Source organism: Lactobacillus sp. (assembly GCF_014803895.1).
Genome location: NZ_JAAVAU010000006.1, coordinates 1 through 15,841 on the forward strand (window position 1 = coordinate 1; position 15,841 = coordinate 15,841).

A 15,841-nucleotide genomic window follows, 5' to 3' on the forward strand; every position below is an offset into this window, starting at 1 on the left:
GAGATATTAATGCGGCAGTTAATATCTTAAATAAAGCAATAATGAAGCCAACTGGTCAGGAACTGGCCATGGTAAGATAGNCAGGTTCTGTGAGTTAGGTATGAGACCCGAGAGACGTTCTCGGCCAATTCTCTGTAAGATCCTAAACACTACCTGTTGTTCCCAGAAACTCGGGANTTTATTCCCGATGTAGTTCATATTCAATACTTTGAGTACCTTCATAGGCTGGTAAGCCATTAGCTGCTCGATAGAGGGCCCGCTCAAAAGCCCGGTAACCTTTACTGGAGCTAACAGCAAATTTTACACCATACTTACTGGCAAATTCTCGAATACTCCATGTACTATCGTGAGCTGCAAAGGCTGTTACTAAAATTACAATATCTAAATCTTTTAACTGATTCTCAATAACTTTTTTCTTACCTTCAAAGGCATTAACTCCAATTGGAATACCGTTGTATCGATTAACAATCCCTTCTAAAATAGCTTCATTTTGATTGTCTCCAATTGCAATTCCTACACGCTGATAATGCAAATCAAGATCTAGTTTATCTAATTGCTGCCCAGAATTAGTATCTTTATCCCCTTTCTTTTTTTCACTCTTTCCTACACGTTTAGGCTGATCTGTTTCATATATCCAGCGAATTTGTACTGCACTAGCCGGATCACGTTTTAAACGAACATCTTCACTGTACCAAGCTAAATCAACAATTGATCCATCTTCTAAGTGAACATTTCCATCTTGATAGTAGCTCGAATCAACTGGTACAATCACTGATTTGCCCCTAATCTTTAATCGCTCACCTTTAATATTTCTAGAAACACTTAGATTACCTGGAGTTCCTTGAACTACTCCATATTTAAAGTCATCGATAGGATCATAATCACGTTTACGTAAATTTTTAAAACCAACAACTCGGATAACCTCAGCTTCATATGGTGATGGTGTCTTATCTTCGATTGCTTCCACAATATCGCCTGTTTTCAAATTTAGTGAATGAATTTGGGACTCATTAACTTCAAAAACAATGTCGCCATTCTCAGTTGTTAATTCTGCACCGGTTAATGTTCGAATAACCGTATAACGTTTACCCGTTCGATAATCGCGCTTAGGCTGATTTACTGGCTTTTTCATAGCTGCTTCAAAAATTTTCTTTTCAGCTGCTTCTCGGGTTTCAGTTGAAGCTTGAATTGCACGATCAAGTCGACCCAATACCTTACCATATTTTTTACTTACTCCTGGAACAAAAGTAAGTTTATGAAGTGCACCACTACTAGTCTTTTTAGCCATTTCATCCCCAGGACGTTCAAGCAAGCGCACAATTCCCTCAAGCATTGTACGGACTAATTCATCAGTATGTTGATTACTTTGTGTTTTATTTTTCTTAGGAGTCTGAGCACTGTCATCGTTAGACATACCAATAATTGCTTTAATAGCATTCAGACTATTTTGTAAACTTTTTTCGTCGCCCTCAGTTTTATTAAGAATTACCTTTAAATTGTTACGATAGTCGTACATCTAATACCTTCTTTCTTTGATTTTTCTACAAGCTAAAATTATACTACTTACTTTTATAAAGAAAAAAGCAGATATTCTCATCAAGAAAATATCTGCTAATTAATCAATTAAACTAAAACCGTCATAGCGGCTGCCCCAATAATGATTGCCAAACCAATAACGGTAATAATCAATTCTTTTTTAGTCTTACTTTCATGTAAGAACCAAATTCCAGTTAAAGTAGCTAATACTACTGAAGTTTGTGAAAGTAAAAATCCAGTTGCCAAACCATTCATATTTGGTTGAGCTGAGATCAAATAAGTTAAAGCAGCAAAAGCAAAGAAGAAACCTGAAATAATTTGCTTATAAGAAATAGCTTCTGCTAAAGCAAATTTTTGATTTGAATTTCGAGCCTTTAAGTAAATTGCGTAGCAAATCGCAACTAAGCACATACCAATTGATTGTGGCAAGAAAGCCTGCGATCCATCAATCTTAGCCGCTTGTGGAGCTGCGGAATAAGCCCAATAACCAATTTCTCCAATTAATAAAACAATAATTGCCTTCTTCAACTTAGCACTACCTTCATCAGTCTTATGCTCAGTCCAAGTGGTCATCCAGGCACCTAAGATAATTAAAGCTAAAGCAATAAAACCAATTGCCTTATCTCGACCTGTTGGCCAATCACCTAAAGCAAATACACCCCAAAGAGATGTACCTAATAACTGAAAGGCAGTGGTAATTGGCATTGCCCGAGATGAGCCAATTAAAGTAAAGGAATAAAAAGTAATAATTTGCGCACTAGCCCAACCAATACCTGAAATAATCGACCATATTAAAGCTGACCCAGTCGGAAGTGCAATGCCTTGAATTAAGTTATAAATCAAAGCGAAAATAAAGGTACCAAATGTTGCTCCGATAATTTGATTTACCGGTTTACCACCAATTTTTGAGGCAATAGTTGGGAAAAGTCCCCAACCAAGTAAAGGACCAAGTCCAATTAATAAAGCTACTGCATTCATATAAATAATCTTTCCTTAAATATAAAAACAATCGTGGTTAGAGATCTACGATTATTTTAAATTACTATTTTTTTATTGTGCTTTTAGAAAATTACTCCACTTTCTAAAATAACATTAGAATATGGTGTCTCTTCACCAGTTCTAACAAATGCTTTAGAAGTCTTTAAATTTTGCTTTAATTCTGAATGCGGAATAAATTCAATATCTACACCTGGCATAGCATTTTTGATTGCTTCTAATTGTTGTGGATTTTCAGTCTTGGTTTCTTCAGCAATGTAGACTTTTTGGACTTCTAATTCCTGTAAAACTTCTTGTAAAACATCGATAAATGATGGCAAACCTGGACGAACAGATAAGTCAATCTTTTCCGTACCTGCTGGAACGGGGGTACCGGCATCCCCAATACCTAACCAATCCATGTGTCCCATATCAGCAATTATACGAGAAATATCTGCATTCATCATACCTGTTTTTTTCATAGTCATTCATTCCTTATTTTTAATATGCGAACGTTTTCAAAATCTAATATGTACTTTATCAATTTTTCTATGCAAACGCAATCATTTTAAAAATTCTTAATAATTTAACTAAAAAAGGTCACCTTTCAGTGACCTAAATTTTAATTATTTATATGTAAAACACTTGGATCAAAACTCTGCATATTCTTAACGCCAGTGTACATCATCATTTCAGAAAGCTGCGCATTCATAATTTGAAGCTTTTCTTCAACACCAACAGTTCCATCATCAAGTAGTTCTGGTAAAATTCCCCGACCGATTAAAACGGCATCTGCCCCCATTGCTAAAGCTTTATAAGCATCAAAACCGCTCATTAAGGATCCATCAACAAAAATTGTCATATTGCTACCAGCTAAAGCCTTAATAATCTGTGGTAAAACCATTAAAGGTGGTACACCAAAAGGTACACGACCATGGTGGTGAGAAACAACAATTGCTTGACATCCCGCATAACGTGCTTTTAAAGCATCTCTAACCGACAACACACCCTTAGCGATAAACGGTAAGCTAGTGCTGGCAGCGTATTTTCGTAAGTCATCTTGAGTAATTGGACCAAGAGGAATACCATCAACCACGTCATACTTGCCGTTGATACCAGGAACGTGATCAATATCTATCCCGACGGCAACTGCACCAGTTGCTTGTGCTACTTCGATTTCTTCCAAAATCTTATCATGATCTGCAAAAGGCTTAATAATACGAACTGTATCACCACCGGCCGCAATAATTTCTTTGTATTCTTCGTTAGTTTCCATTCCAATCCAGTTTAGAACGTTTAAATTCTTAGCTGCAGCTGCCTTTTCTTGCATCGGCTTACGACTTTTATCATCTAAGACCTTATTTAAGTGAGAAAGAGCAGCAAGAGTTAACGGTGATGCATACTTTCTGCCAAAAAGCTCAGTCGTCATATCTGGTTCAACACTATCAATAACTCTCATCTCTACTAAGATATTATCTAAATATGCTCGATTATGAATATTAGCATCGTCAGCTTGACCACTAGTTACAGGAATCATCCCTTTAGGTCCTGGCCATGGATTAGATGTTGTACCTTTACTTTCACCTCTCAATTCTGCTAATTCTTTTTGTGAAGCACCAGTTGTACTATCAATTTTTTCTTCAGTCATAATTTCACCTTCATTAATTTTTATTTTCAGCTTTAAGTCTAATTGGAGTAGCTTCTATCTTAATTAATGCTGCAAGTGCTTTAAGATCTGCATTTTCTTGAGCAATAATTAAATCCTTATTTGTTCGTGGATATTCAATCACTTGCTGGTGGTTAGCTGCCAAACACTGTAAAAAGACTTTGGAGCTTCTACCATTACCCTCTCTAAAGGGATGCAAATAATTCAATCGATCAAGTAAGAAAGCATACTCCAGTGCCGTTAAAGCATCTTTTTTATTAAATTCATTAAGTTTACTATCTATCTCTTCGACCCCATATTGCAAGCGAGATGCATCTAAAAATTCCGTTGATCCCTTAGTAAGTTGATAATCACGAAATTCACCGGCCCAATCATAGAGCCAGCCAAACATGATTTTATGAATAGCCTTTAAATCGTCAACCGAAGTAATGCGTTTTTTATTCCTGAGAAAAGCCAACGCTCGTACTGACGAACCAAAATATTCCTTCTTTTCTAATTCTTCAAAGTCTGTAATTCCTAATTTATTTTTTAAAGTACCATTAGGATAGAGAAATCTATTTTGCAAAACTGCATCACTATTTTCTTCTAAGTCAGCCATGCATCTCACCCCAAATATCATCAATTTCAACTTGTAAATCCGGATTGGGATCCAAAGCTTCAGTTAGCAAGAAATTAACCTCTGCCGGCGATGGGTTCCAACCTTCTAAATGTTCCGCTTCAATAATAAAACGAATTTGTTGATAAATTTCAAGATTAGGAATTACAATGCCTTGGATAGTTTGAGTATCATCTTCAATCTGCAATTGATAAACATTCGGCGCAACTAATTCTAATAACTCTCCTGGCTTAATTTCCAAAGTAGAAGCAAAAGCTTTAAGAACCCTTACTGTCCAAAGATCTGGTATTTCATTAAGTGCAGCTTTAAGAGTATCTTCTTTAATTCCACTCTCTTGAGCTACTTGGGCAAGTGAAATATCTTTGTCATTTAATAATGTAGAAATAGTTACCATTTTTCTATTCCTTTCATTTCTAATTATATTAATTTTATGATTACTTTGGTTAGAAAAAAAGTACTTTCCTAAAAATTAAGCCCCAATTTTACTTATATTCTTTTTCTTGATCTTGATACTTTTTCATCGTTTTCATCAAACTTATAGTGCCTTCATTTAAGATAGGATTACCTTTCTCATCTAAAAAACCCTTCTTCTTCAAAGATTCAAAAATCATTTCCTTATCTAAATTAATCTTTGATGCTTGATTAAATTGATAGAATAATTCTACTAATTCAGGATATCTTTTTTCTGCCATAATTTACCTCACCTTTTGTATAGTTAATGATACAAAAAAAGCACTTACCTTTCGATAAGTGCTTCACATGGTGATTCGGGTGAGATTCGAACTCACGACCCACGGTTTAGAAGACCGTTGCTCTATCCAGCTGAGCTACCAAACCACTAACAGAACAAATACTAGTATACATATTTACTAGGCTTGTGTCAATAACTTTTTTTATTAAAAATAAGTCATCTCTCACACAACAATTAATAGTATATAGTTTTTTTCTGTTAATGACAAGAGTTAATTTAAAAAATATTATTTTTTAAATTAAACCCATTTTTACCAAATACTCTCCAATTTCAACCGCATTCCAAGCAGCACCTTTGAGCAAATTATCAGAAACTACCCACATATTAAAAGCACCTTGGTTTTCATAATCAGGTCTGATTCTACCTATAAAAGTCTCACGCTTTCCTACAGCATTAATTGGTTGAGGATAAACTTGATTGTGAATATCATCTTCAACTATATTACCAGGAAAATCAGCAATTACCTTCCTAATATCCTCAGCGGTTGCATTTTTATCTTCAACTGTAAAGTAGATACTTTCACCATGAGAAATTGGAACTGGGACTCTCACACAAGTAGCTGTAACTTTAATATCTTGAGAATTCATATCATTTAGCATAATTTTCTTAGTTTCATGAATCATCTTCCATTCTTCATGAGAATAACCGCTCTCTTCTAAGACATCAATTTGGGCAAGCAAGTTAAATGCTAAAGGATAATGTTTCTTGTCACCCTTAGTTGGTAAAATTTTAGCATCGGCCTGAATATCTTTACCATCTAAATAGTCTTGACTCTCTTGCTTTAATTCTTCAATAGCTGCTTGACCTGCTCCAGAAGCAGCTTGATAAGTTGAAACGATAATTTGCTTCAAGCCAAACTTTCTTCTTACTGGTTCTAATGCCATCATCATTTGAATAGTTGAGCAATTAGGATTGGCAATGATGCCATGGTGATTTTTTAATTGTTCGCTATTAACTTCTGGAACAACCAAGGGAACATTTTCTTCCATCCTAAAAGCACTAGTATTATCAACACAGACAGCTCCACGCTTAACAGCTTCTGGAAGAAACTTTTTAGAAACACTGCCACCAGCTGAAGAAAGCACTAAATCAATTCCTTCAAAAGATTCAGGGATAGTTTCTTCTACAATTAATTCTTGATCCTTAAATTTTAACTTTTTACCCGCAGATCTTGAGGAAGCTAATAATTTTAAATTTTTAACTGGAATATTCGATTGTTCCAATTGTTCAATCATCCGACGTCCTACAGCACCAGTGGCTCCTAAAATTGCTACATTATATTCTTTAGTCATTTTATTTACTTTCCTCGTTTAAAAACTCTCTCATTCTCTTCATTGCTTCATTTAAATTTTCATCAGAAGCTGCATATGATATACGAACGTAACCCGCTCCACCCGGACCAAAAACATGTCCAGGGATAACACCAACGCGACCCTTTTTAGCTAAATCTAAGGCAAATTGCAAGTCATCCTTGCCATATTTCTTAGGTATTTTAACAAAAATATAAAATGCACCCTGAGGATTAATTAATTCTAAATCCATCTCTTTCAAAGCCTGGTAGACAAAATCACGCCGATGAGCATAAATTTGGCGAAACTTTTCTGTATCTTCTAAACCTTCAGTTAGAGCTTCAATCGCAGCAGCTTGGGATGCATCATTTACGCAAGTTACCATAAAGGCATGTACTTTCCCAATCTGCTTCATCGCTTCTTGAGGACCTGCAATATAGCCAAGCCGATAACCTGTCATAGCATGTGATTTAGATAAACCTGAGATATAAATTGTTCTTTCGGGAATAAAATTAGCAATTGAATAATGTTTAACACCATAAATTAAATCACTGTAAATTTCATCAGTAATCACAAATAAATTATATTTTCTAGCTACTTCAGCCAAAGCTATAATTTCTTCTTTAGAATACTCTACTCCCGTAGGATTAGTTGGGTAATTTAAGACTAGGGCTTTGACAGCAGAACCTTCTTTTTGAATTACTTGTTCTAAATGTTCAGCCGTCAAAATAAAATTATCATGTGAAGTATCAACTAAAACCGCTTCAGCATCAGCTAATGCTGTTACCGGCCAATAAAGTGAAAAAACAGGGGTTGGAATAATCACTTTATCTCCTGGATTAGAAATTCCATTTAAGGCTGCACTAATTGCTTCAGTTGCACCTACAGTAATCGCAATTTCAGTTTTTGAATCATATTCTACGCCAATTTTATTTTTTAAGTAATTGGAAACTACTCGACGCAGTTCAAGTTTGCCTAGATTTGGACTATAGTGTGAATCATTATTTTGAATACTTTTAACCGCTGCTTGTTTGACATGTTCTGGTGTATTCATATCAGGTTCACCCAGCGTCAATTTAATAATTCCTTCAATACTAGAAATTTCATCATCAAAACTTCTAATCCCCGAAGCATTAATTTTAGTAACTTTCTTACTTAAAGAGTTTGTAAGACTTTGAGCTAATTCTGGCATAACTACTCCTATCTACTACTAGAGGATATTTTCTAATCCTACTACTAATTGATTCAACGTCCCCATCTTTTCTAAGGCAACTTTAACACCACTCATAAAACTTTGACGATCAAACGAATCTTGACGAATTGTCAAAGCTTCGCCTTCCCCACCGAACAATACTTGTTCATGAGCTACATAGCCTGGCAAGCGAACTGAATGAATCTTAATCCCTTGATAATCACCACCACGAACATTGTCTAAAACTTCAACTTCATCAGGAGAAGAAAGATGTGGCGGACGATTTTGGCTAATCATCTTAGCTGTTGCCAAAGCAGTCCCGGACGGAGCATCCTTTTTATCTGCGTGGTGCATCTCAATAATTTCAACATCAGGGAAATACTTAGCAGCTTCCTTAGCAAACTTCATTAATAATACCGCCGACATACCAAAGTTTGGAGCAATTAAGCCACCGACTTTTTCTTTTTTAGAAAGTTCAATCAGTTCACTTTCTTCTTGGTCAGTTAATCCTGTTGTACCAACAACTGGTGACATATGATGATTGATGGCATATTTCACATTCCTATAAACTGCGGTTGGAGTCGTGAAATCAATCCAAATATCAGCAAAATGATCAGGAATATCACTTACTTGTTGAAAAATCTGAACATCGCTACTTAGGCCATATTTTTGAGGTTGATGGTTAACATGTGGAGCAAGACAACCGACAATTTCAAAACCGTCCATATTGTTAACTAGTTTCACAACTTTTTGACCCATTGAACCAGTAAATCCAGCAATTAAAACTTTTTTAGTCATTAACTTCTCCTCCTAAATCTAATGGCAATTCTCCTAATAATGCATCCCCATCAAGCCCCAAATTTTTAGCCAAACTAATTTTTTCTTCCTTATTAAGAGAAACTAATGGCAATCGGCAGTTGCCCATTTGGAAACCTTGTGCTTCAAGAAGTGCCTTAACTGGCGATGGTGATGGATACATAAACAAAGCTGCCATTCGAGGTGTCAACCAGCGTTGAAGCTTACCCGCTTTTTGCCAGTTTCCTTCATATAAAGCATCGTACATACTACGCATCTGCTTAGCATAACTGTGAGAAGCAACAGAAATCACTCCGTTTGCGCCTAAAATCCGTGCAGGCAGAGCTTGGGCATCTTCACCAGTAAATACTTGAAAATCACTATCTGCATGATCAACTACATATTCTAATTCTTCTAAAGAAGCACATTGTTTGATACCTTTAACATTAGGTAAGTGAGATAATTCAACAATTGTTTCCTGGTCCATCTTGACACCCGTACGACCAGGAATGTTGTAGATAATAATAGGAAGAGAAACGTTCTCGCTTACTGCCTTGAAGTGGGCAATCATGCTGCGTTGGTTAGGTTTATTGTAAGGGGGCACAACTACCAAGGCATAATCAATTCCAGAAATTTTGGCTACTTCGTTAGTAAAAGCAATTGTTTCTGCTGTATTATTTGAACCAGTTCCAGCAATTACTGGCACACGACCACCAACGATTTGACCAAATTGTTGATAAAGCATAATTTTTTCATCATGAGAAAGGGTTGGGGTCTCACCAGTAGTTCCTCCGATAACAAAGCCATTTGATCCTTGATTAATCAAATAATTAGTTAATCTTTCTAAACTAGCAAAATCAATCTCACCTTGATCATCAAATGGTGTTACAAGTGCTGTTAATAAATCTGCATGCTGTAAATCAGTCATTTTGAGCCTTCATTCTATAAATCAAAAAATCTTTAATTGCTCTAATTCCCTTATTAATACTGCTTTCATCAGGAGTTAGAGTAGCTGAATGTAATTGTGAATTATCGCCCACTCCCAGCCAAAACATTGTTCCTGGAAACTTAGCTAGCAAAAAGCCAAAGTCTTCACCGGTCATTGCTGGTTTCGTCTCAATAAAGTCAACTTTCGGATTTTCTTTCATATAAGAAATAAATCGCTTGGTCAATTCAGGATTATTTTCAACTGGCCAGTAGCCTCCTTGATTGAGGTCAAGCTTAACTTCCATATTATAGCTATGAGCAATCCCCTCGCAGAGGTCCTTCAGCCGTTGGTCAATTTCTAAAATCATCGTCTGAGTTAAGCCGCGGATTGTTCCTTCAATATGAGTACGTCCAGCAATTACATTTCTAATCGTTCCTGCTTCAACCTTACCCAAAGTAATCACCCCACTTTGGATCGGATCAATACTACGAGAAATTATCGTCTGAATCTGCATAATCAAACTAGCCGCAGCTACTACTGTATCAGTGGCATTTTGTGGAAAAGCCGCATGACCACTTTTACCAATCAAATCAATATTAACTTCTGTTGTTCCCGCAAAGAGCGTTCCCATCCGGCAACCGATACTACCTGCAGGTAAAGCTGGATTATCATGTAACCCATAAAATTCATCTGGATGCCACTTACCAGAAAAAACACCTAACTCATAAGCACGTTTTCCGCCACTCTCACTTTCTTCAGCTGGTTGAAAGAAAAATAACAAATTATCCTGGGGTTGATTTTCACTAAAATAACTTAATAAGCCCAAGGCTACTGTCATATGAATATCATGACCACAAGCATGCATCACACCAGGATGAGTTGAACTATATGCTAGGCCAGTTTGTTCTTCAACAGGTAACGCATCAATATCTGCGCGGTAACCGATAGTTCTTTGGGGTTTGCTACCATGAATTAAAACTAAAATTGCAGTTGGCAAACTTTCAGGAACTTTGATTTCTAAATAATCTTGCTTAAATTTTCTAATTTCTTCTATTAAGTAGTCGTGCGTTTGAAATTCCTGCAATGCTAATTCAGGAATTTGATGGAGGTGACGCCGAATTGTAATTAATTCTGTTTCACTTAAAACTGCCATGATTATATCTTTCTCAAATCATCTTCTAAGCCGGTCTTACTAGTCGTCTTGTCATCAACATTCTTAACAAACTTAGCCGGTACACCAGCAACAACTGTATGCGGAGCAACATCATGGGTCACAATAGCGCCAGCTGCTACAACAGCACCTTCGCCTACGTGAACACCTTCGATTACTACTGCATTAGCACCAATCAAGACGTTATCATCAATCATTACTGGCTCGGCACTTGCTGGTTCAATCACCCCAGCCAAAACTGTCCCCGCACCAATATGACAATGCTTACCAACAATTGCGCGTCCGCCAAGAACTGCGCCCATATCGATCATTGAACCTTCACCGATTTCAGCTCCGATATTGATAATCGCACCCATCATGATAACGGCATTCTTGCCAATCACAACTTGATCACGAATTAAGGCCCCAGGTTCAATACGAGCATCGATTCCTTTTAAATCAAGTAGTGGAACAGCAGAATTACGGGTATCATTTTCAACACGGTAATCAGTAATCAAATTCTGATTTTCTTTTAAGAAAGATTTTACAATACTCCAATCACCAAAAATCACTCCAGAATTTGCTTCAGTAAAATTTTGAATTTTCTGAGGAAATTTTATTTTATTTAACTCTCCCTTAATAAAAACCTTCACGGGCGTTTTTTTAGGAGCATTACCAATGTAATTGATGATTTCTTTTGCGTTTAACTGTGCCATTTTCTTTTCCCACCTTAATTTAAATATGAACGATCTAAATGAACTAAATCTGCCAAGCTTTCGCGTTCAACTACTAATTTAGCTTGACCCTTTTCTGCAAAAACAACTGCTGGCCGTGGATTACGATTATAATTTGAAGCCATTGAATAGCCATATGCCCCAGTATCTAGCATTACCAAGACATCGCCAGGCTGCGTGCGAGCTAATGGTTGTTTCTGGGCTAAAATATCACCGGACTCACAATACTTCCCGGCAATTCTTACAGTTTCAACGTTTTCTGCTTGTGGGTCTCTAGCTAAAACGGTCTCGTATTCTGCTTGATAAAGTGCCGGACGAATATTATCGCCCATCCCACCATCGACAGTCACATAAGGTATCAAACCTTCCACATCTTTACGACTACCAACTGAATAAAGATTATAGCCAGCCGGTCCCACAATTGAACGTCCAGGTTCGATATCAATCTCAGGCAATGATAAGTGATAGCTTAAACTTTCATGTTTAATAGTTTCAATAATTGCTTTCACAAAATCTTCGGGTTTCAATGGATTATCACTGTCCACATACTTAATCCCAAAACCACCACCAACATTGATAAGCTGACTCTCATAACCAAACTTATCACGCCAATGAGCGGCAACTTCAACCAATTTTTTGGCGGCCATCTGAAAACCGTTTAATTCGAAAATTTGCGAACCAATATGGGCGTGTAAACCTAACATCTTCATTCGTGGATTAGCTAACACCTGTTCCAAAGCTTGGTCAGCTTGGCCAGAGGCTAAGTCAAACCCAAACTTACTATCTACTTGGCCAGTTTGATCATATTCATGTGTGTGAGCAGAAATTCCAGGAGTAATTCTTAATACCACATTCATCTGACTATCTTTTTCTTCCAAGATTTCACTCAACAACTTAATCTCATAAAAATTGTCAATTATAATCTTGCCTACATGATGATCTACAGCCATTTCTAACTCTTGGCGTGACTTATTATTGCCATGAAAACTAACTCGTTCCATGGGAAAATTCGCCTGGATAGCTGTATATAACTCGCCACCCGAAACCACATCGCAGTAGGCTCCTTCTTGTTCACAAACTTGATACATAGCAATTGTCGCAAAGGCTTTACTTGCATAACTTACTGCGTACTCAACATTTTCTTCTTCAAAAACTTGCTTAAAAGCTCTAATTTGCTTTCTAATTTTTTCAACATCATAAACAACAAGTGGAGTACCAAAATTTTGAGCTAATTCTAAACTGTCCACGCCACCAATTGTTAAGTGGCCGGCTGCATTAATCTGGTCTGGTTTAATTTGTGAATTCATTGTATTCTCCTTTAGTTCTTTATGAGGAGAAGCGCCAATAAAAAAATCCATTGCTTGTAGCGTCTAACAAACAATGGATTAATTCATTCTTAATCTTATGATCGATAGCGCTCCGCGATTGTTTCGCGACAGTCCGTAATCTCTTAAACTACGGCCCAGCATGAATAGTTGGCTCTATTCACACTTCGGCAGCCTTCCCTTTCACAATTGATCATCACCTTGCCAGACTCCCAATTGTTAATCTTGTTAGCTGCGCCTCTTCGATTTGAATACATTCTAGCTTTATATTAAAAAATAGTCAACACTATTTCGGATTTTTTTAATTTTTATTGCAGATTCAAAAAACTGTGTTAGAATTCAGTTAAAATATTTTCTAAATTGTTTAATTAATAATTTCCAGAAAGAAGGATTCCTAGTGAAGATTGTAAAATTTGGTGGTAGCTCCTTAGCTACCGGTGAACAAGTACAACACGCACTCGATATTGTATTAGCTGATAATAAAAGGCAAGTAGTTGTCGTTTCCGCTCCCGGTAAACGGTATAAAGATGACATTAAGGTAACCGATCTTTTAATTAAGTACGCTAATCAAACACTTAAAAATGAGGATACTAGCCAAATAAAAAATGCAATCTTTGCCCGCTATGAAGAAATTGGTCATTATTTTGGATTAAAAGATAATGAACTAGAAGTTATTAATCATATTCTTTCTCAATTACCCCAGCAAACATATCCAACTAACGACTATCTCTTAGCTAACTTTAAAGCACATGGCGAAAGATTAAATGCTCGCTTAGTTGCCATGATTTTAAAACATCAAAATATTAAGGCTCGCTATCTTGACCCTCTTGACGTTGGTCTCACAGTAACTGGTGAACCTAATGATGCTACAGTAAGTCCCGAAACTTATGTGGCGCTTGATAAAGTAGAAATTAAGTCCGATGAAAAAATTATCTTCCCCGGATTTTTCGGAATTACCCCCTCTGGTCATATAGCAACTTTTTCTCGTGGTGGCTCTGATATTACGGGAGCGATTTTAGCTAGAGGATTACATGCTGATTTATACGAAAATTTTACTGATGTTAACGGAATTTTTGCTGCTAATCCTAATATCATTTCTCATCCTCAATCAATTAAAACAATGACTTATCGAGAGATGCGAGAATTGTCATATGCAGGTTTCTCAGTCTTCCACGATGAAGCCTTAATTCCCGCAATTCAAGGTGGTATTAAGATTAATGTTAAAAATACCAACGATCCGGAAAATCCCGGCACAATGATCGTCCCTGAAAAAGACTTCTCACCTGACCACATGATCACCGGCGTTGCTAGTCAAAAGCACTTCTCAGCACTTTATTTGCATAAGTATTTACTTAATAAAGAAGCTGGTTTTACCTTGAGAATTCTACAGATTTTGTCTAATCATAATATCTCTTATGAACACATGCCTTCTGGGATTGATGACATCACGATCATCTTTGACCGTGACTTTTTGAATGACCAATTGATCGACATGATTTGTAATGAAATCCAATCGACTGTTAATCCTGATCAACTAGAATGGATTGAAGATTATGCCATTATCATGGTCGTCGGTGAAGGGATGCGGCTGCACCACAATATCAGTAGCGAGATGATTGGTTGCCTAGCTAAAAATAAAATCTACCCTCGCATGATTAACCAAGGTGCTTCCCAGATTTCTATCATGATTGGTACAAAAAAAGAAGATGCTGACCAAGCAGTTAAAAATATCTACCAACAATTTTTTAAGGAGTAAAAAAATGCAATTATTAAAAGTTCATGGCTCACAAAACCAATTTTTTATTCTTGACCAAACCGAATTAAATCAACAATTCGACAATGAAGAATTATCACAACTTGCGCAGAAAATCACTGACCCTGATACTGGCTTGCTTGGTGGAAGCGATGGTGTGCTGGTCGTTAACGCTCCTACTCGCCCTGGTGCTCTTGGTCAAATGCGCGTTATTAACGCTGATGGTAGCGAAGCTTCAATGTGTGGAAATGGCCTGCGGACGGTAGCACGCTATCTTTCTGAAAAATATCACCAAGACGAATTTGACGTTGATACTCTCAAAACCAACCTTCATGTTAGCAAGCAACCTGACTTGGCCAGCGGCGTACCAACTTTTGGTGTAGAAATATCTCCAGTTAAGTTTGATCAAAAAGACCTTCCTTTTACTAACTTGGGTCATCAAAGAATTATCGACCAATTCGTACCTGAACTCTATCCCGGCTTGAAGTTCACTTCAATCGCCGTCCCTAACCCCCACTTGATTAGCTTCACCAGCCACAAGGTAATCATGAGTGATATCCTTGGCTCTCTTGGTAAGGCATTGAATAGTGATAACCCTTACTACTATGATGGCGTGAACGTGAACTTCGCTCAAATTCTTGGTAAAAATCAACTCTTCGTGAGAACTTACGAACGTGGCGTGGGTTTCACTAATGCTTGTGGTACAGGGATGTCCGCTACCTCGCTTGCCTTGTGTTTAACTCATCCTGATATGGGGGACTTAGGCAAGCCGATTACGGTCTATAATCCTGGCGGCATGGTCAAAGTGACAGTCCATTACGACCATCAACACTACTGGATGGATTTGATTGGCAATGCCACTTTCACTGATAGAATTAAGATTAGTGAAGTTGATTTGCATAAGTTGGACTTCTCCAATGTTGAAATTAGTTCAACTGGTGAACAAGCTGATTATGAAAAATTCGTAAATGAATTGCCAAACTTTGATAGTTTTGAAAAAATTTAGATGAAACAAAGAGTCTGGGAAAAAACTAGCTTCCTAGACTAAAAAATAAGAGCAAGAATTCTATTTTTAGAAATCTTGCTCTATTTTTGTGTCTTCTTTTTGTTAAAATAGTCCCTTTTAGGACT

The 15,841-nt window shown here is 36.9% G+C and carries 16 protein-coding genes, 1 tRNA gene and 1 riboswitch; of the genes, 2 read left to right on the forward strand and 15 right to left on the reverse strand.

From position 1 onward, the window contains the following. Positions 1 to 178: 178 nt before the first annotated feature. From HDR40_RS02920 to lysA, 15 genes are all read right to left on the reverse strand, one after another. Complete coding sequence (locus HDR40_RS02920) at positions 179 to 1,516, reverse strand: DUF2325 domain-containing protein (RefSeq protein WP_290626351.1); 1,338 nt, start codon at positions 1,514 to 1,516, stop codon at positions 179 to 181. 107 nt (positions 1,517 to 1,623) lie between these two features. Beyond that, positions 1,624 to 2,514 carry a GRP family sugar transporter gene (locus HDR40_RS02925; protein ID WP_290626353.1) on the reverse strand — a complete coding sequence of 297 codons (891 nt, stop codon included), beginning with the start codon at positions 2,512 to 2,514 and terminating at the stop codon, positions 1,624 to 1,626. Positions 2,515 to 2,597: 83 nt separating this feature from the next. After that, positions 2,598 to 2,993 carry a D-ribose pyranase gene (gene rbsD / locus HDR40_RS02930; RefSeq protein ID WP_290626375.1) on the reverse strand — a complete coding sequence of 132 codons (396 nt, stop codon included), beginning with the start codon at positions 2,991 to 2,993 and terminating at the stop codon, positions 2,598 to 2,600. Between the two features lie 140 nt (positions 2,994 to 3,133). Next, the gene (locus HDR40_RS02935) at positions 3,134 to 4,159 is read right to left on the reverse strand and encodes an alpha-hydroxy-acid oxidizing protein (protein ID WP_290626354.1); all 1,026 of its coding nucleotides are present in this window, start codon (positions 4,157 to 4,159) and stop codon (positions 3,134 to 3,136) included. 13 nt (positions 4,160 to 4,172) lie between these two features. Next, positions 4,173 to 4,775: a Fic family protein gene (locus HDR40_RS02940; RefSeq protein WP_290626355.1), complete on the reverse strand. Its 603-nt coding sequence runs from the start codon at positions 4,773 to 4,775 to the stop codon at positions 4,173 to 4,175. Next, the gene (locus tag HDR40_RS02945) at positions 4,768 to 5,187 is read right to left on the reverse strand and encodes a helix-turn-helix transcriptional regulator (RefSeq protein WP_290626356.1); all 420 of its coding nucleotides are present in this window, start codon (positions 5,185 to 5,187) and stop codon (positions 4,768 to 4,770) included. Before HDR40_RS02945 ends, HDR40_RS02940 begins: the two co-directional genes overlap by 8 nt. An 88-nt stretch (positions 5,188 to 5,275) precedes the next feature. After that, positions 5,276 to 5,485 carry a hypothetical protein gene (locus tag HDR40_RS02950; RefSeq protein WP_290626358.1) on the reverse strand — a complete coding sequence of 70 codons (210 nt, stop codon included), beginning with the start codon at positions 5,483 to 5,485 and terminating at the stop codon, positions 5,276 to 5,278. A 68-nt stretch (positions 5,486 to 5,553) separates the two neighbouring features. Next, positions 5,554 to 5,630 (reverse strand) — tRNA-Arg (locus tag HDR40_RS02955). A gap of 147 nt (positions 5,631 to 5,777) precedes the next feature. Beyond that, positions 5,778 to 6,836: an aspartate-semialdehyde dehydrogenase gene (locus HDR40_RS02960; protein ID WP_290626360.1), complete on the reverse strand. Its 1,059-nt coding sequence runs from the start codon at positions 6,834 to 6,836 to the stop codon at positions 5,778 to 5,780. 1 nt (position 6,837) lies between these two features. Continuing rightward, positions 6,838 to 8,025: an aminotransferase class I/II-fold pyridoxal phosphate-dependent enzyme gene (locus HDR40_RS02965; RefSeq protein ID WP_290626362.1), complete on the reverse strand. Its 1,188-nt coding sequence runs from the start codon at positions 8,023 to 8,025 to the stop codon at positions 6,838 to 6,840. A gap of 18 nt (positions 8,026 to 8,043) precedes the next feature. Beyond that, a complete protein-coding gene (gene dapB, locus HDR40_RS02970; protein ID WP_290626363.1) occupies positions 8,044 to 8,823 on the reverse strand; it encodes a 4-hydroxy-tetrahydrodipicolinate reductase in 780 nt (259 codons plus the stop codon). Beyond that, entirely contained in the window at positions 8,816 to 9,748 is a 933-nt protein-coding gene (dapA, locus tag HDR40_RS02975; protein ID WP_290626365.1) for a 4-hydroxy-tetrahydrodipicolinate synthase, read from the reverse strand. The genes dapB and dapA overlap by 8 nt, the downstream gene beginning before the upstream one ends. Beyond that, a complete protein-coding gene (locus HDR40_RS02980; protein ID WP_290626367.1) occupies positions 9,741 to 10,901 on the reverse strand; it encodes an N-acetyldiaminopimelate deacetylase in 1,161 nt (386 codons plus the stop codon). The genes dapA and HDR40_RS02980 overlap by 8 nt, the downstream gene beginning before the upstream one ends. Before the next feature lie 2 nt (positions 10,902 to 10,903). Beyond that, the gene (gene dapD / locus HDR40_RS02985; RefSeq protein WP_290626369.1) at positions 10,904 to 11,614 is read right to left on the reverse strand and encodes a 2,3,4,5-tetrahydropyridine-2,6-dicarboxylate N-acetyltransferase; all 711 of its coding nucleotides are present in this window, start codon (positions 11,612 to 11,614) and stop codon (positions 10,904 to 10,906) included. Positions 11,615 to 11,628: 14 nt separating this feature from the next. Beyond that, a complete protein-coding gene (gene lysA / locus HDR40_RS02990) occupies positions 11,629 to 12,939 on the reverse strand; it encodes a diaminopimelate decarboxylase (protein WP_290626371.1) in 1,311 nt (436 codons plus the stop codon). Positions 12,940 to 13,035: 96 nt separating this feature from the next. Next, positions 13,036 to 13,208, reverse strand: a riboswitch (Lysine riboswitch). A 146-nt stretch (positions 13,209 to 13,354) separates the two neighbouring features. Between lysA and HDR40_RS02995 the strand changes: the two genes are divergently transcribed. Both HDR40_RS02995 and dapF read left to right on the forward strand, forming a co-directional pair. Then, complete coding sequence (locus tag HDR40_RS02995) at positions 13,355 to 14,713, forward strand: aspartate kinase (RefSeq protein ID WP_290626373.1); 1,359 nt, start codon at positions 13,355 to 13,357, stop codon at positions 14,711 to 14,713. Positions 14,714 to 14,717: 4 nt separating this feature from the next. Beyond that, on the forward strand, positions 14,718 to 15,716 hold the full coding sequence (dapF, locus tag HDR40_RS03000; RefSeq protein ID WP_290626374.1) for a diaminopimelate epimerase: 999 nt from the start codon (positions 14,718 to 14,720) through the stop codon (positions 15,714 to 15,716). The last annotated feature ends 125 nt before the right edge of the window (positions 15,717 to 15,841 follow it).